The organism is Paenibacillus chondroitinus NBRC 15376 (genome assembly GCF_004000765.1).
GTDB lineage: Bacteria > Bacillota > Bacilli > Paenibacillales > NBRC-103111 > Paenibacillus_E > Paenibacillus_E chondroitinus.
The window spans coordinates 449,535-466,446 of the sequence record NZ_BILW01000001.1 but is presented as its reverse complement, the minus strand read 5'-3'; the positions used below and the strand labels follow the sequence as shown (position 1 = coordinate 466,446).

Sequence of the window (16,912 nt, the reverse complement as noted above, 5' to 3'; positions counted from 1 at the left end):
ATACCATGGTTTTCGCCCAGGTTGAATGTATAGGATGAGCAAGAGCATGGACTATTTGTTCAAAATCAAAAAAAGACCCGGCAGCATATGAATGCTGCGCCAGGTCCATTTCTCGACTTACACCGACACCGTTTTCGAGTCTGTCCGGCGACCTTGCTCTTTTAGCATAAAGAAAATATTCATAAGACCAAACAGCAGGAAACAAATCCAAGGAAGTGCACGCCAGCCAAGCACCGTCCCCAAATCGTACAGATAGCCGCCTCCCACATTACCGAGCATAGCTCCGATGGACAGCGCAAAACTATTAAAACCAAAATAGCTGGCTATACTCCCGCTCCCTGCAAACTCAGACACCATCGTATTCATCATCGGCTGTAAAAAAACTTGGCCAATCATAAACGCAATAACTCCAGCATAAATCCCGATCATGGACCCCGTCATCCCAATGGTGAAAAGTCCTGCAGCAAGCAGCAATGTGGCGAGTGACAGCACGCCGAAAGGCTGCATTTTCGATTGGCCCAGCTTGGCAAACGGAACCTGAAGCAGCACCATAACGACGGCTCCGCAAGAATAAATCAGGCCGATATTTGCTTCCGGCGCAATTTGATTCATGCGGAACGGAACGGCCATATAGAGCTGCGCGACAAGCGACCACGATATCATGGTGAACACCATAAAGCGGCGGAAAGCACGGTTTTGGAGCACTTTTTTCATCTGCGGCAGCATGCGAGCGTCCTGCGGTTTCTGTTCATTTTTAATTCGAGGCAATAAAAGAAGACTTAAGAAAAAGGAAAAGACAAAAATCAGCGTCGCCGTCAAACTCACATATTTAAAATGAAACCCCATTAAAAGCGCGCCCAAAACGGGTCCCACGACAAACCCCAAATTGCTCAGCATTTCACGAATCGCATAAACGGTGATCCGATTTTGAGGTGTCGATAGCGCTGCATAATATGCATAGCTGGCCGGTTGAAACAACGCCGCGCCCAACCCGGAGAAGAAACAGGCAATAATCAAGCCAGGCACATGATCAACAAAGCCGAACATCCCGAAACCAAAAGTCCGAATCAACAATCCGACCACAATCGTCCGCTTATAGCCAAGCCGATCAGCCAATGTGCCGCAAAAGGCAGAAAGCCCCTGTTGACTGAGACTACGTATAGCCGAAATGACGCCCACAATCGTCACACTCAGCAGCAAATCGTGCAGCAAGTAGGAAGCTAGCAGCGGAATCATCATATAAAAGCCAACCGCCATGCTGAATGTATTCATAAACATGACCCAGAAGGGCAATTTAATGTCCGTAAGCTTTTTCCAAAGATGCCTCATCATGAAATACCTCGTTTCCGTCTGCGATGTGTCAATCTCAACAAGATACCTGATTCGAAGAGGATTGCCTATGGGCTTTCTTTGTGTGAGCTTGGGTATATTATTGCTGCCAATTTTGATATACTCAAATGACCAATCAAACAAACAAGAACAAACACAAATGCACGTTATAATTTTTCAGGGAAAATGATAGAAGGCGGGGGAACGATGTTATCCGAGGTTAGACATTCCAAAATCATCGAGCTGCTGAATCAGGCAGGTTCAATCAAGGTTTCTGAGCTGAGCAAAGCCTATCAGGTAACCGAGAAAACGATTCGCGAGGACTTAGAAAAATTAGAAGCTTCCGGTATTTTGAAAAGAGTACACGGAGGGGCTGTTCTCGTCGAAAGCTCGAATTCGATGCTGCCGATTCATAAACGAAGAGTACGACAGCAAGCGGAGAAAGAACAGATCGCCGCAGAGGCTTATCAGTGGATTGAGGACGGCCAGATCATCCTGCTCGATGGAGGCTCGACGACGCTGGAGCTTGCGAAGCTCATCCAACACCGCGCGCTAACCGTGATTACGAACGATACGAAAATCGCCGCTACGTTGGCGGAAAGCCCTCATATCGAGCTGTGCATATTAGGCGGTTACCGCCGCAAAGGCACTTATACGATTATCGGGCCAAGCGCCATCCAAATGGTTGATGAGCTTAATGTGGATATTGCTTTCCTTGGATGCACGGGCATCGACTTGGAACGCGGCATCTCCGTGTTTCACAGGGATGAGGCGGAGCTGAAGAAGCGCATGATCAAAGCTTCGAAGAAGAAGATTTTACTTACCGATCATACGAAATTTGATCAGACTGCGCTGATTTCATTTGCTTCGCTGAAGGAAATTGATCTATTGATTACTGATGCCGAGGCCGACGATCAGTTAATTGCGAGGTATTCCGAGCAAGGTCTTGAGGTTCGCAGAGGGTCATTTCAAGAATAGGCGGAACTACGGGTACTCTATTTCATTTTAAAATGTTGATTTTGCTCGTCGTAGGGAACTACGGTCCTCTATTTCGCCAGTATCATCTTTCATGTCAGCTTACAAGGAGAAATAAGACCCTGTAGTTACCACTAGCCCACTGGAATGTCTCATTTGGGCTGAATATATCCCTACAGTTCCTCTAAAGTCTCGCATTGCTGTAGAAGTCTAATCGAATAGGCCAATTCATCAAGAAGTCTATGTACTTCTTCGTGATGAAATGGCCTATTGGTTATGGGAGAAGCAAAATTTTCCCGGTGCTCTGCCTGCTTTCAATGAGGCGATGCGCTTCAGCGCCATCCTTCAAAGGAAAGCTCGTCAGGCCGCCCATCTGAATGATGCCCTCGCGCAGCGCTTGAAACAGCGCCTCTGCACGCTCGATCCGATTGGCCAATGTGGTCACATGGTTCCACAAATCGCCGCCGGTTAACGTCTTCGAAGAATCCATGAGCATTCTTGGATCTACATGCGGCGGATCTCCTCCCGCCATGCCATAGAACACGACTGTCCCCTTCGTTCTAACTGCCGCAAAGCTTTCCATTAACGTGGACCCAACGGAATCATAAACAACGTTAGCGCCTTGTTTCCCCTCTGTAAAGCGGATCACTTCCTTCGCCCACTCCGTGTCGTAACCGAATACAACATCTGCGCCAGCTTGCAGCGCGGCCGCCTGTTTGGCTTCCGACGAAGTCAAGCCGATGACCCTTGCCCCTTTGCTCTTGGCGAGTTGAATCAATAATTGCCCCACGCCTCCTGCCGCGGCATGAACGACGACATCGTCGCCTGCCTGAACGGCATAGCTATCATTGACTAAGTAATGCGCCGTCATGCCTTGAAGAAGGAGGCCTCCGGCTTGTTCGAAAGTAATATCGGATGGCACCGGTATTGCCCGGTCAACAGGCACAGCGACCAATTCGCTGTTCGCAAAAGGTACATCACAAAAGGCGATACGGTCGCCAACCTGAATATGCGTCACATCCGGTGAAACTTGTTCAACGACCCCAGCTCCCTCATATCCTAGTATAAAAGGTGGTTTTCCCGCCAAATGGTAGTTTCCCCGTCTACGATAAACATCAGCAAAATTGAGTCCAATTGCCTTGGTCCTAACTATGATATGTCCTAACGCCAGGCCAGGGTCAGGAATCTCTGCATACCGAAGCACTTCCGGTCCGCCAAATTGTTCAAATATTAATGCTTTCATCGTTTCCCTCCAAATGACTCGTCTATCGTCAAAATTGTATCACACCCCCTCTTTAATACAAAAAAAGCCCTCCAATCCAGTTGAACTGAAAGGAGAGCTTACTAAATTACAACGGGTTTTCTCCCGTGCTTTGGAAAAACTCAAGGATTTCGCCGTTCAAGCCTTTGACAAAGGCGATTCTAACCGGTGTCGAAGGATTGCTGCCTAAGACAACATCTTTCGGCTCCACCGTCACAACCGCGCCAGCAGCCACCGCTGCGGCAACCGCTTTGTCTACATCATTGCTGCGGAAAGCAACGTGGAAGTAGGAACCTTCCGGTTTCACTTCGCCTGATCCGCCAGCAAAAACTTCCATATAGTTGCCGTCCCCGGAGTCCAGCAACGTGATTCTTTTATCCCCTTCGCCCCAGCTTGTCTTTTCCGTAAAACCTAAGCCCTCGGTATAAAACTTCACCGTCGCTTCAAAATCATTCGCTCTTAACGCAAGGTGGTGAAAGCCACCGCCGCCTATTTTCTCATTCGTCCCCACTTGATAAGCCTCCTTTGTCATCAGTACATGCCCTACCTTCAAGAGTATAACTGATAGCCAGATGTTAGAAAATGACTTACCTTGAGGTAACTAAGTTTCCTGCACGTAATGAGACATGCTATGGTGCAAGGTGTCCTACCTTCGAAGTTGAAAGCGGTACGTTCGTTACCGAACTTATGGCATATTCATCCGCGCCTAAATCGTTCACGCCTGTCAGATTCATGGTCGTTGGTACACAAGCGAACTTCCCTCGCCGGATTTCACCTCAGCAGTAGCTACTTGGGGAGCGGTGACGGACGAGGTGCTATGGGTGGGATTCGTGGCACTTTAACTAGTTGGCTTTTATTGGTGGCGGTGGTGTTCTTTGCTTCCTGTCTAGTCCCTCTTAAGCTTGCGAGCATATGTTGTTGCAGTCGGCTAACGGACTGAGATGACGCAATTTGCTACTTTGTAGAGAGGATTTGAGCTAAGCCCCTCCAAGGTCACACTTAACCTTGGAAGGTCCTTTTGAACACCGCTATCCCGCCCCCAACTCCACATGCTTCGGAAGCAAATCAAGATCAGTCGGCTTATTGATATAATAGCCTTGGATTCCCCAGCAGGCCATTTCCTTCAGCATCACGTACTGCTCATACGTTTCAATGCCTTCGGCGATCACTTGCATCTTAAGCGCTTTCGCCATAGCCAACATTGCAGCAATTAACGGCGCATTCCCATCCGCAATAAAGGATCTGTCAATTTTCAATTTATCAATCGGCAGCAAGGTTAACATGCTCAGCGACGAATAACCGGTTCCAAAGTCGTCCAAAGCAATGGTAAAACCATGCGCGCGCAGCTGATGGAGGGTTTGCTGAACCTCCTGCATGGAATGCACTGTCGTGCTTTCCGTGATTTCAAGTTCGATGGAATGAGGACTTATTTCCTCTTCCCCTATGATGTTCAAAAGCTGTACTACGAAATCCACTTCGTTCAACTGAACTCTGGAAATGTTGACCGATAGTTTAAACTCAGCGCCATATATCTCTTTTAAAAGATGCCAATCCTTGCACGCCTGCCGAACAACCCAGTACCCGATATCGACAATTAATCCTGTTTCCTCAGCAACCGGGATGAAGCTATTGGGTTGAACGATCCCCCTGCTGCCGCAATGCCACCGCAAAAGCGCCTCCGCTCCAATCACCGCTTGCTTCGCCGGATGATAGATCAGCTGATATTGCAGATACAGCTCCTCTTTTTCAATCGCCTGAGAGAGTGCAAGCTCGTGAATAAAATTTTCGACATGATCATATTTGTAAGCGGCTTCGTAAATATGAAAGCTTTTCCTGCCGGCGCCTTTCGCCTTATATAAAGCAATATCCGCTTGCTTAAGCAGGGTCTGAATGGTCTCCTCTTCGACTCTCAGCGATACGCCAATGCTTACGCTTAACTTCATTTGCCGATCATTTACGTTAAACGGCTTCTGGAAGAGCTGAATGATGGTATTCGCCGTCTGCTCCGCAGGCTCGGATTCTTGATTGGCAACAACAATAAACTCATCTCCGCCCAAACGCACCAGCGTATAATCCGTGCCGAACTGTTCAATGAGACGATTCGCAACCTCTACCAGAACGGTATCCCCTACATCATGTCCGAACATATCATTGATATTTTTGAAGTCATCCAAGTCAAGTAAATATAAGGTAGCTGGATGCATCACGTGTTCCAACAAGTATCTCCGGTTGTACAACCTGCTGAGTTCATCATGATAGGCGTAATCATAGAGCAAATTCTCATGGATTTTGCGTTCCGTGATGTCACGCGTTACGGTGAAGATATAGGTCAGATTATCATTTTCATCAAAAATAGGAGTGAGAATGCTTTCCCCGCTTAACATACCGTTGGGCAGCACAAAACCATCTTCATATTTAACCGTACGCCGCTCTTTGACCACCCGCATATATTTCTTATGTAAATAGTTGGCCATATGACTTGCATTAGTATCAAAAAATGTCAGCCCTACGTCTTCCATCGATCTCCCACTAAAATGAGTCGCAGCCCGATTCACATAGTAGTACTTCAAATCGGCGCCATCCACTTTCATGATGTAAATCGAGTCTTCAATATCGTCCAGCATGTGTAGGAGTATGCTTGCATCTAGTAGTTTATTCATTCGTTGACCCCTTTACCCATCACAACGTCCTCATCTAAAACTTGAAAATTGTAACTTATACGATTCGCCAAGCACGATCATTATTCCTCCCATTTTGGTGATTGGCGACATTCACCAGGGATCCTTGCATATAATCGTTTTGTGCTATTCATAATCGCTTTCATCACTTATTTTTCCGAAGGTGTGGCCTTACAATATGAGTATAAGTAATTCCAAACTAATCCAACTGGAGGTTTTGCAAATGATTACTAAAGGAAAGCCGTTTTCTATCGAGCAATTTCGCGAGGAAGGCTACAGTGGTCCCACACAAGGATTATCGCTGCAAGAAGCCGATATGTACTATAATCGTTTTTTTGATGTCATCCAACAGTCGAAATACGAGCCCGGTCCAACCAAAATGAACCTGTCCGCCTGGCATCAAAACCATTATTGGGCTTACGAATTAGCCACCCATCCAAGCATTATTGCAGCAATGAAGCAAATACTTGGCGAAGACCTCATTCTGTGGGCGATGCATTTTTGGTATAAGGAACCTAATAACGATAAATTTATTCCGTGGCATCAGGATATCAATTACTGGCCCATGGAGCCTGCGATTAATGCTACCGCTTGGATAAGCCTCGGCTGGTCCATCCGTGAGAACGGCTGTTTAAGAGTCATACCAGGAACTCACAAAGCGCACGTTGCGCATGTCTCAACAGGCACCGATCAAAGTGCCTTCTCGGAAGGTTTGCCAGCGGAAGCGATCGATGAGTCGAAAGCCGTTGACCTCGAAATGTCCCCTGGTCAAATTGCATTTTTCAACGAAGCAACGTTCCATGGCTCTGAAAAAAACAACTCCAACATCCCACGCGTAGCTTTCTCTGTGCGTTATACAACGCCTGAAGTGAAGTTCCTGATGGAGGAGTGGGGCGGCGATACAACGCGTATCCGCACCTATCTGGTACACGGAGAAGATAGACCTAACCGGAATGAAGCCATTCGAGGCATCGTACCCCAGAAATAGGGGGATAAGTAGTTCTTTTTTTCATGCAAACCCTCATGCTACAATGGGCTAAAAAGACAAACGGAACTCGAAGCGAGGTGGCTGGTACCATGAACTCCTATCAATTAATCATTGACTCTCTGGACATTCGTTTTTTGCATATTAAACAGTATGAGCTGGATTACAAATGGCAGGCCAGCCACCGAACGCTGCATCATTCCGTTCTATGGATTGTACAGCAAGGCAGTTTCTTGCTGGAGGTCGATCATATCCGGTACACCTGTAAGGAAGGTCATATCTGCATTCTGCCCGCTCATACAGATATCAGCTATCATGCGATTACCGGCGAGCTTGCGCTAACGAGCATTAATTTTGACGCCGAAATCTCTCTCCTTAGCCATCGAAGCTGGGGGCATGTGCTCAATTTACCTGTCGTATTCGATCAGGCACTGCACAACGTGCAATCCCCGATTCGTGATATGCTGAGACATATTGGGGACAACTCCCCGGTGATTTCCCTGCTCATGCAGTCTTCTCTCCTGCGTATTCTCTATGAATTGATGAATCGCGAGATGCCGGAGCAGCCGATTTCACCTTATACCCACATGGATAACCGCATTCATACGATTATTCATTATCTGCTCTCGCATCCTAGCCGCATGCCTGAGATCAGGGAACTTGCCGAGCTGGTGCAGCTTAGCGATTCCCACTTGCGCAAATTGTTTATTAAACAAACCGGCCAAGCCCCGCTCCATTTTGTACACAGCCTAAAAATAGAGCAAGCAAAAAGGCTCCTCGCTACAAGCGTGAAGCCGATCTCTCAAATCTCTTATGAGCTTGGCGTGGAGAATGCCAACTATTTTACACGAATGTTCAAAGCCAAATCCGGTCTCACTCCGATGCAATACCGCCAGCAGTACGGCTTATGGCTGAATGAATAGGCTTCTGCTTACTCGATAGCGCCGACAGCCTGCAGCCAAGCTTTGGCAATCAAAGCATGTCCAGCTGGAGATGGGTGTACGCCATCCGGCGCCCAGAATGCGCTTTCAGCTCTCGTAGAAGCTTGAGCAAATAAGCCATCCAAACACACTAGACGTGCATCGAACTCTCTCGCTAATTCACGGACGACCGTGATTTTGGGATCGAGGTCTTCTCTCCATTGTTTGCGATCTTCGGGTACGGGCAGCACGAATGGTTCAATGAGCACAATTTTTGCGCCTGTTTCGGCTGTTTGCGTTAGCAAATCACGGTATCCCGCTTCAAAACTCTCCGTCGAGGTCGGATCATTACGATCATAACGTCTCCACGTATCATTAATCCCAATATAAATGGACACTAAATCAGGCTTCAAATTCAAACAGTCTTGATCCCAGCGCTTCTGCAAATCCACAACACGATTGCCTGATATTCCCCGATTAAGGAATTGCACTTGTTTTTCCGGGTATTTAGCCGAGAATTGAGCTGCTGCCATCAAGGCATAACCTCTGCCCAAATCGTTGCCGTTGTCGCGAACACGTCCTGCATCCGTAATACTGTCCCCTTGAAATAAAACGACATCCCCTTGACCAATCCATGCTGACATGTGAATGTTTCCTCCCCTTTATCCCTTGACCCTTTTGAATTTACCAAAAGTTGCCTAGAGTATAGCACAGGCTATAAGGGCTATCAATTGTAACATCTGACTAAATAATCTAGTCAACATTCGGAGGAGCGCAATTTCTGGACCATTCTCGGCGTTTGCCCAAAGCGCTGCTTAAATACGCGTTCAAAATGCGTTAACGTTTGAAAACCAGAAGCATAACAGATTTCCGTAATCGGATAATCGGAGGAAATAATCAGTGACTTGGCAAATTTCAAGCGGAGATCCTGTAAATAGGTTTGGAACGGAATACCTGTGGTTTTGCGGAAAACATGGGAGAAATAATTTGGCGCCAGACCAGCCTGCTTGGCAGCTTCTTCTAGGGATATGCCTTCCCGAAAATGATGATGGATATGAAGAAGCGCTTTTTGCACATCGGGATGCTTCTGGTGCGCAATTTTCTCCTCCTGCCGCCTGGCTGCGGAAGTTGCTCTGGCGACATAGAGCAGAATACGTTCCAACGACCCTTTCACGATATGTGTATGCCCCATCTTCTGATGCTGGGACTCATCCCAAATCAAGCGAAACTCGTTTTCGATTTTTTCAAAACTCTCCCTCATATCCGCATTCCGATAGTCCCCCGCTTCATGGAAAAATAACGTTTTCAGCTCCCCGCTAAATAAAACGTCGGAGAACACGAGGTTGTACAGATGCAGCGTTTCACTCTCTAGAGGGCCAATCTCATGAAAATCAGCTGGGGTCAGCAAAAACAAGCTGCCTGGACGCAAGTCATAAGAAACACCGTTGACGATATTTCTTCCATAACCCTCACAAACAAAGCAAAGTTCGTAAAATTCATGCCAATGCAGCTCGCAGAGCCGATCCACATGCTGTGTGTAGATATGAAAGGACTTGGACGGATGAATAAACTTCTCGCTCGTTAATCGCTCTGGCTGATATTTTCTACGCATCCGCGTCAGCTCCTCTCGTTTTAAGCACTATTACACATTAGCATATTGATTTCCTGCTAAATCTTTCCCTCTAGCCAACCACACCTTGAAATTTTTGTTTTTCTCTGGAAACACCTTCGTATCCGTAGCAAAATAGCGCATCGTATATCCGCAGCGCCGTTCTGCACTCCTATTCGGGTCAGCTCCGTGTGCGATCCGCGCATCATGCAGCGAGCACTCTCCTCTGCCTAGTTCAAAGTGTACGGCTTTGGATGTATCCAAATTTTTGATTTGCGTGCTAAAGAGATTTTTGGCGTTGTCAACCGACTCATACTCGGAGAATCCATGATGATGGGTGCCGGAAATCACCTGCATGCATCCATTCGCTTTGCTGCTAGGATCAATGGCGAGCCAAATGGTTACGATTTTGTCCAGCCGGTCTACACGTCCCCGCCAATAAGCGGAATCTTCATGCCAAGGTGTTGCTCGACCGATCAATGGATCCTTGCATATAAAATGACTTGACCATAACCCAATATTCGGCCCGAGCAGCGGTTCCACCAAATCGAGCGCTTCGTCCGACAGCAGGAACTTGAGAAGTCTTTCGTCGCGAAAATGGGGCGTATCTAATTCATCGGACAATTTGCTGCCTTTCTGGGCCAGTTGATCCTCGAAAATAGCGGTTAATTCAGCCAGCTTCTCCGCAGAAAACAGCTGTTTATGATGCAGCAGGTACCCATTCTTTTTATAAAAAGCGACTTCTTCCTTCGTTAATTGGCTCATCTCAACATGCCTCCCTAGCTTCACATTGCTTACATGTTTACTATACTTCTGATGCAGGGTGAGGACTCATCTTATCTTACTTAGAAGTTAGCATATGTTAAGGTCCTAGCTTAAACGAAGATGAAGGAAGATGCATAAAAATCAGCAAATAACAAAAAATACCAACAAAAAGGAAGAATGGATGGCATGCGCGATGTTGAATACGAAGGCTGAAGACATAGAACAATTGCTCCTGCTTGCTCAAAGGTCCAGCGACTTTATCAGCAGCACGATTGCATTCACGGAGCCTCCGCTAACCATACATTATTATAAAACTCTGATTGATGAACATCTTCTGCAAGAGCAGCTGCTTCGTGCAATTGAAAATAACGCGGCTGGAGCGGAAATCCAACATCTGAATGATTTAAAACAGCTCATAACCATTGAAGGCATCCAGATTACCGATCAAATTGCGGATATCCAATCGAAACTGTACCAGGGATATGCCGTTATCCAAAAGAATGAGCATGATGCCTTGTGCGCGTTAGTTCCATTAATCAGTAAAGCAGGGCTGCGTAAAAGCAATGATACGGATAATGAATTCAGTGTGGTTGGGCCTAAGGTTGGCTTTGTCGAGGACCTTGACATCAACCTGCACCTGATTCGCAGCCAGTTCGCATTGCCTAACCTGATCATAAAAACGATATCAATTGGCAGTTTATCCAATTCCAGAGTAGCTATTATCTATATCGACGGGATCACGAGCAAGGAAAACGTGGCTATTATTGAACAGCGGCTCAGCAGCATCGATTTTGAAGTGGTCTTCGATACTGCACAGCTGGATCAGATTATTTCTGACAACTCGTTGTCCCCTTTCCCCTTATTTGTATCAACGGAGCGAAGGGATCGAGTCATCTATTCCCTAATTTCCGGACAAGTCGCCGTGATTAGTGACGGGTCTCCTTATTTTATTACAGGACCTTCGACGTTGTACGATTTCTTCATTTCGCCGGAAGATTATTACTTGCCTTGGATATTGGGCTCGTTTTTCAGAATCATTCGCATATTGGGTGTTGCATTCTCGCTCTTTGCCTCTGCTTTGTATACGGCGATTACAACATTCCATTACGAAGTCATTCCCAAGGATTTGCTGCAGCCGCTTATTTTCTCCAGGCAAAATGTGCCGTTTTCTCCGGTTCTAGAGGTGCTATTTCTGGAAATCACGATTGAATTTCTTCGCGAAGCCGGAGCCAGACTGCCCACCAAGATCGGGCAAACGCTCGGTATCGTCGGCGGTATCATCGTCGGACAAGCGGCCGTTGAAGCCGCATTAACCAGTAACATTTTAATCATCATCGTGTCTTTATCCGCGTTGGCTTCATTTGCAACACCTATTTACAAAATGTCAAATACGATCCGCTTCCTTCGATTTCCCGTCATTATTATGGCTTCGTTCTGGGGAGCGATCGGTATGATATTCGGGATCTGCTTTATCCTGATTCATATTACAAGACTGACATCGTTGGGAAGTCCTTACACCGTACCCCTATATCCGCTGCGGCCCAAGGATCTAAGAGACAGCTTTATCCGCTCATCCTACCAATTTACAAATAAAAGACAATCCTATCTGAAGCCGGAAACGATACTCCGATATATGCCTAAACCCAGGAAAAAGAAAACCGATTGGGAGCAGGAGTGAACGAGCTGGAAAGGAGAGTGTGCGTGAATGGTATATAAAGCTGCTATGGCGCTGATTTCCTGTGTAATTGCCGTTGGATGCAGCAGCAACCAGCAGATCATCAATAAAATACAGCTTGTTCAAACAGCCGGTTATGATAAAGTGGGTGATCGTTCACTTTGCTCGGTCATCTTGACCAGCTATATAGAAAAAGGTAAAGCCAGCTCGCAGCTATTGCTGACCGAATCTGACTCCAGCTTTGATATGATCCCCCGGTTAAACACCAAAACCAGCAAAACGATTCAATACGGACAGATGGGCATGGTTCTTTTCTCAAAAACGTATGCAGAGATGGGCATCGGCCCTGTGATCAGCGGTTTCTGCCGAGATCCGAAGATTGCCAGCAAAGTTCAGATGGGCGTAACGGATAAAGAGGCTTCTAAAATGATGGAAGTCGCCAATAAAGCCCAGGAATCGCTTTACCTGATGCGAATGGTTGAGCAAAATGTTCAAACGGGCAATCTGCCCAAAATGAATTTTAAATATCTCTTATTTAATTATTACGGGGAGGGTCGTGATATTTTCCTGCCCTACTTCAACGTTGAAAGAGGCTCAGTAAAAATTGACGGTTTAGCGCTATTTAAACAAGATAAATTCGTAACAAAAGTCAGTATTCGAGAAGCCTTCCTGCTGAAATTATTAACGGAATCTTCTCGAAATGGAAACTTACTCATGCCAATGAAAACGGATAACGAAAATTCGACGATTCACGATTATGTGTTAATGAAAAGCATTGCTTCAAAAGCAAATTACCATTACAACACATCGGCCTCTGAACCAATCGTTGAGATAGGGCTTAGGGTCAGAGTATTGATCAAGGATACCCCTTCCTGGTTGCACTTGAATACGAAGGAACAAAGGGATGCATTCGAACGGCAATTAGGCAGCTATTTAGAAAAAGAAGCCCAAGACTTTATTGCGCTATGCCAGTCCAAACAGGTAGATCCGATCGGACTTGGCGATTTCGTCAGAAGCCGGACAAGGACCTGGAATGAAAAAGATTTCTATGCTATTTACCCGAAGCTGCGGACACAAGTAACAGTTCATTTGTCTATCGAGCAAAGCGGTGTTGGGGAATTATAAGCGAGGCCTTTACGTTACAAGGGGGAAACGACAACCATGCATCATCAAATAAATAAAAAGTTCACTGTTTCCCCTTACCTGCTTAGCTTCATTATTTATTCCAGTGTGATCGATGCCGGTATGATGTATTTCCAGCGTGATCTGGTCCAGGATGCCGGGTATGACGCTTGGCTTTCTATTTTAATTGCGGCGGCTGCCGTACATCTCATCATTTGGATGATCTATAAGATTCTATCGAGCAGTAATCAGGCAGATACAACGATTGTGTCCATTAACCGCCGCTATTTCGGTAAAATTGTTGGGACTTGTTTTAACCTGGCCATTGCGTTGTATTTCAGTTTTGGCGCTTTCTGCACATTTAGAACCTACCTCGAAGTCGTACAGGTTTGGATATTTCCCTACATGCAAATGATGCCGCTAACGCTGGTTGCACTTGTACTCATTTACTATACGGTGTCTGGCGGTTTTCGAACGGTTACCGGCTTAAGCTTCTGGGCAACTTGCAGTATTTTTTTATTTATTGCACCGCTGACACTTATGGTTATTCCCTATTTGCATCCGCAAAACATGCTTCCTGCCTTCAATCATTCGACGGTGCAAATCCTCAAGTCTACCGAAACCATGTTTCCTCACTTTTTAGGATTCGAAGTGCTTTTGGTCATGTATCCCTTCATCGAGCAGCAGGCCAAATCACAAAAATGGGCGCATTTCTCCATTGTCATCGCCATCGGTATGTACATGCTGGTCGCTCTCGTTGCATTCATGTACTACAGCGAAGGCCAAATTATTCACACCATTTGGCCGACGCTGAATATGATTTCGATTGTTGAATTTCCTTTGATGCAAAGAGTGGAATATATTATAATCTCCATTTGGTTTGTTAAAATGCTGGCCAATATCTCGCTGGGTTTGTGGTCGGCTACTCACAGCTTGAAGCTTTCAATCCGTGCAAATCCTCACCTATCCTTGATCATCATCCTTGTGTTGTTTATCGCCGGGCAGCTGATTGTCAAAGACCATGAACGATTGCAAATAACGAATTCCTTCTATGGCTTGACGGGCATCTACTTTACTGCCGTGTTCATTCCTGTGATGCTGATCGTTACGCGGTTTAAAAAGGGAAAGGGGAGTCGGTAGCATGGTTTAGATAAAATCCAGCAAGCTTAGCGGTCATCCGAATCGCTCTTTTGCATCCATTGAAGTGCTTCCGCATAGTCGCTATATAGGCCGCTTCCCACTGCGGCATGAATAGCAGCGCCAAACGCCGCTTCCTCTTTTACTCTTGGGAACATAAGCGGCAATTGCCATTTGATACTGGCCAGTTGCTGCATAGCCCTGTTCTTGCGTATGCCATTACCGGATACGGCCAATCTTGTTAACTGCTCTTGGAGCTCTGCAGGGAGGCACTTCGTAAATCCATCCAACTCATCCAAGATGCCATGAAGAAAGCCGACAATCAGCTGCTGAGGATTAAAATTATTCGGCCTGATCCCTTCGATGCTTCCCGTCCAATGCGGATGTTCTCTGGTTCCGTAAAACTGGGTTCCTACCTTGAGGGTAGGCACTGACTCTTCGAGAGCTTCTTCCGCCAGTCGATTCATAGTTTCATAGAAGCTTCTATCATCCAGTAAACCGAATGTGCTGCAAACCTCACGAAAAAATTGCTCCAGCAGCTCATACGATTTCCCACCGCTGAGCGAAGCTCCTACAAGCAAATACCCGCCATCCATGAATGGACGAGTTTCCAAATGAGGACTTTCGAAATATGCCGGCGAGTAGACGGACACTTGCGAGCCTGTTCCGATATTCACGAGCAAGGTTCCATGAAAGGAAGATACTGCCCCCAAGAAGCTGGCTTGGTTATCGCCGATTGCCCACAGCACCTTTTTCCCATCTGCCGTATCTCCCGCGATAGCAGTGTGGTGGACAAGTTCCGGCAGGAATTCAGCATCCATCCCGGCTGCAATTAGCTGCTCTTTGTCAAATTGCCTGTTCGGCAGCGTGAATAGTCCTATGCTTGCCGCATTGGTGCTGTCGATGCGAGGTGTCTTCTCATTACAAAGCTGCATGGCCACATAATCGCCTATCGTGCACAGCTTCACTGCGCCGCCCGGAAGATTCCCCTGTTTGGTTAGATAATAATGAGTAACTAAACCATATCCCGTATGTAAATCAAAGCCGGTAAGTTCACTTAACTCCGTGGCATATGATCGGCCTGATTCCAAAAGCAGCTCGCCTCGGCCATCCTGCCAAGTCACGAGCGGGCTAACTGCCTTGCCTTCTTTGCTTATATACAGCACGCCATGCATTTGACAGGAGATCCCGATTGCTCGCACATCCTCCCAGTCATCCTGACATTCTTCTATTAACGATTGAACCAACTGGACAATTCTGTCCGCCTGCTGGGTACGTTCCCAAAATTCCTTCGAAGGAAGCGCCGCATCATTTTTTGTGGAAGCTATGCGCATGACGCGCCCATCCTCAGCGTTCGTCACGATGAGACATATAGAAGTCGTGCCTATATCAATTCCGGCTATGTACATAAGCTTGCTCCTCTCAAATATAAATTGCCTTACCGCAAAAAAATCCCCCGCATCCAAGGGATGGAGGGATTCCCGAAACACTTATCTCTGTCAGCTTCCCAACTTGGTGAAAAAATCCTTAAACACACGGTCACGCCGAACAAAGTGAATATAACGAATAAAATGCCGCGAGGCATCAAAGCTGTAGCGGAAATCTTCCGACAGAATCGGGCTGTGCACCAGCTCATTGGGCAGCCAGCTTTCATTGATCAGATATGCAATCGTCGCAATATCCCAAATGACACGCGAATACGCAAAATGGTCTTTCGCACAATTCTCATACGTTTCATAGAGATACTTGCCGATCTCTCCCTGATCTTTCACAAACTCCCGCACTTCCGACAGCGTTGTAAGCAGGTGCGAAGTGACGCCCATACAAGGAATTAGCACAAGCGGCACGCCGCAATTGAGCACAGTTCGAGATGCGTGCAAATCCTGCGCAAGGTTGAATTCCTTGGTATCCGGCCAAGGCAAAGAATGTCCGCCTAGCCAGACAACGACGATTTTCTCGATAATGCGCGGCTCGAGCAAGATCGCGGAAGCGACGTTTGTTATGGCGCCGATCGCTACTACATAAAGCGGATCGTCCTCAGGAGAGGCCATTGCCCGCTCCACCAAATTTCTCGCCGCATCGCTTTCTTGCGGCGTCTCAGCTCCGGATAAATATCCCGTTGATCCGCGGTAGACCGGGATGCCGGACATTTCCGGCAGCAGTGCAGAAATTTTCTGCAGTTCTCGGTAGCTTTTCTCCATGCCATCGGCTGGCCCGTCTGATAATTCATTATGAAATGGCGCCGCATAAAAAGCTTCAATCTGCAGCTGCTCAGGGGATTTCAACGCATAAACGACAGCGAACTGATCGTCGATTTCATTATAAGTATCCGTATCCAGCACCATGCGGACTTTTTTGCCAGGATGAGCTAAGCGCTGCAGCAGCTTTTCTTGCGTTATTTTCGGAAATGAAATCATTGAGCGGTGCCTCCCTTGAATTCTTGTTTGCTTGGACAA

The 16,912-nt window shown here is 46.7% G+C and carries 15 protein-coding genes; 6 read left to right on the top strand and 9 right to left on the bottom strand.

What is annotated here, in order from left to right:
- Window positions 1-117: 117 nt before the first annotated feature.
- Window positions 118-1,332, bottom strand: a complete 1,215-nt coding sequence (locus tag PCH02S_RS01745) for an MFS transporter (protein WP_127449431.1) — start codon at window positions 1,330-1,332, stop codon at window positions 118-120.
- Window positions 1,333-1,536: 204 nt separating this feature from the next.
- Here PCH02S_RS01745 and PCH02S_RS01740 point away from each other — a divergent pair, with 204 nt between their 5' ends.
- Entirely contained in the window at window positions 1,537-2,307 is a 771-nt protein-coding gene (locus tag PCH02S_RS01740; RefSeq protein ID WP_164819398.1) for a DeoR/GlpR family DNA-binding transcription regulator, read from the top strand.
- 271 nt (window positions 2,308-2,578) lie between these two features.
- Here the strand turns inward: PCH02S_RS01740 and PCH02S_RS01735 are convergent, their stop codons facing one another.
- The 3 genes from PCH02S_RS01735 to PCH02S_RS01725 all read right to left on the bottom strand — a co-directional run bounded on the left by PCH02S_RS01735 (window position 2,579) and on the right by PCH02S_RS01725 (window position 6,225).
- Complete coding sequence (locus tag PCH02S_RS01735; protein ID WP_127449428.1) at window positions 2,579-3,547, bottom strand: quinone oxidoreductase family protein; 969 nt, start codon at window positions 3,545-3,547, stop codon at window positions 2,579-2,581.
- 106 nt (window positions 3,548-3,653) lie between these two features.
- Window positions 3,654-4,076: a VOC family protein gene (locus tag PCH02S_RS01730; RefSeq protein ID WP_127449426.1), complete on the bottom strand. Its 423-nt coding sequence runs from the start codon at window positions 4,074-4,076 to the stop codon at window positions 3,654-3,656.
- 517 nt (window positions 4,077-4,593) lie between these two features.
- Complete coding sequence (locus PCH02S_RS01725) at window positions 4,594-6,225, bottom strand: putative bifunctional diguanylate cyclase/phosphodiesterase (RefSeq protein WP_127449424.1); 1,632 nt, start codon at window positions 6,223-6,225, stop codon at window positions 4,594-4,596.
- Between the two features lie 241 nt (window positions 6,226-6,466).
- Here PCH02S_RS01725 and PCH02S_RS01720 point away from each other — a divergent pair, with 241 nt between their 5' ends.
- Both PCH02S_RS01720 and PCH02S_RS01715 read left to right on the top strand, forming a co-directional pair.
- Window positions 6,467-7,231, top strand: coding sequence for a phytanoyl-CoA dioxygenase family protein (locus PCH02S_RS01720; protein ID WP_164819397.1), 765 nt, complete (start codon window positions 6,467-6,469; stop codon window positions 7,229-7,231).
- 89 nt (window positions 7,232-7,320) lie between these two features.
- Window positions 7,321-8,151 carry an AraC family transcriptional regulator gene (locus tag PCH02S_RS01715; RefSeq protein WP_164819396.1) on the top strand — a complete coding sequence of 277 codons (831 nt, stop codon included), beginning with the start codon at window positions 7,321-7,323 and terminating at the stop codon, window positions 8,149-8,151.
- Window positions 8,152-8,159: 8 nt separating this feature from the next.
- On the opposite strand, the gene PCH02S_RS01710 is transcribed toward PCH02S_RS01715, so the two are convergent.
- The 3 genes from PCH02S_RS01710 to PCH02S_RS01700 form a co-directional block, all read right to left on the bottom strand.
- Window positions 8,160-8,792 (bottom strand): SGNH/GDSL hydrolase family protein, encoded by a 633-nt coding sequence (locus PCH02S_RS01710; RefSeq protein WP_127449419.1) that lies wholly within the window; start codon window positions 8,790-8,792, stop codon window positions 8,160-8,162.
- 113 nt (window positions 8,793-8,905) lie between these two features.
- Window positions 8,906-9,760 carry an AraC family transcriptional regulator gene (locus PCH02S_RS01705; RefSeq protein ID WP_127449417.1) on the bottom strand — a complete coding sequence of 285 codons (855 nt, stop codon included), beginning with the start codon at window positions 9,758-9,760 and terminating at the stop codon, window positions 8,906-8,908.
- 30 nt (window positions 9,761-9,790) lie between these two features.
- On the bottom strand, window positions 9,791-10,522 hold the full coding sequence (locus tag PCH02S_RS01700) for a phytanoyl-CoA dioxygenase family protein (protein ID WP_127449415.1): 732 nt from the start codon (window positions 10,520-10,522) through the stop codon (window positions 9,791-9,793).
- A 181-nt stretch (window positions 10,523-10,703) separates the two neighbouring features.
- Between PCH02S_RS01700 and PCH02S_RS01695 the strand changes: the two genes are divergently transcribed.
- Genes PCH02S_RS01695 through PCH02S_RS01685 form a run of 3 tightly spaced genes read left to right on the top strand, consistent with a single transcriptional unit; the run spans window position 10,704 to window position 14,459 of the window.
- Window positions 10,704-12,200 carry a spore germination protein gene (locus PCH02S_RS01695; RefSeq protein ID WP_127449758.1) on the top strand — a complete coding sequence of 499 codons (1,497 nt, stop codon included), beginning with the start codon at window positions 10,704-10,706 and terminating at the stop codon, window positions 12,198-12,200.
- 27 nt (window positions 12,201-12,227) lie between these two features.
- Window positions 12,228-13,322, top strand: coding sequence for a Ger(x)C family spore germination protein (locus tag PCH02S_RS01690; protein WP_127449413.1), 1,095 nt, complete (start codon window positions 12,228-12,230; stop codon window positions 13,320-13,322).
- Window positions 13,323-13,358: 36 nt separating this feature from the next.
- On the top strand, window positions 13,359-14,459 hold the full coding sequence (locus tag PCH02S_RS01685) for a GerAB/ArcD/ProY family transporter (protein ID WP_127449411.1): 1,101 nt from the start codon (window positions 13,359-13,361) through the stop codon (window positions 14,457-14,459).
- A gap of 26 nt (window positions 14,460-14,485) precedes the next feature.
- On the opposite strand, the gene PCH02S_RS01680 is transcribed toward PCH02S_RS01685, so the two are convergent.
- Both PCH02S_RS01680 and PCH02S_RS01675 read right to left on the bottom strand, forming a co-directional pair.
- Window positions 14,486-15,865 (bottom strand): sedoheptulokinase, encoded by a 1,380-nt coding sequence (locus PCH02S_RS01680; protein WP_127449409.1) that lies wholly within the window; start codon window positions 15,863-15,865, stop codon window positions 14,486-14,488.
- A gap of 90 nt (window positions 15,866-15,955) precedes the next feature.
- Complete coding sequence (locus tag PCH02S_RS01675; protein WP_127449407.1) at window positions 15,956-16,873, bottom strand: nucleoside hydrolase; 918 nt, start codon at window positions 16,871-16,873, stop codon at window positions 15,956-15,958.
- Between the last annotated feature and the right edge of the window lie 39 nt (window positions 16,874-16,912).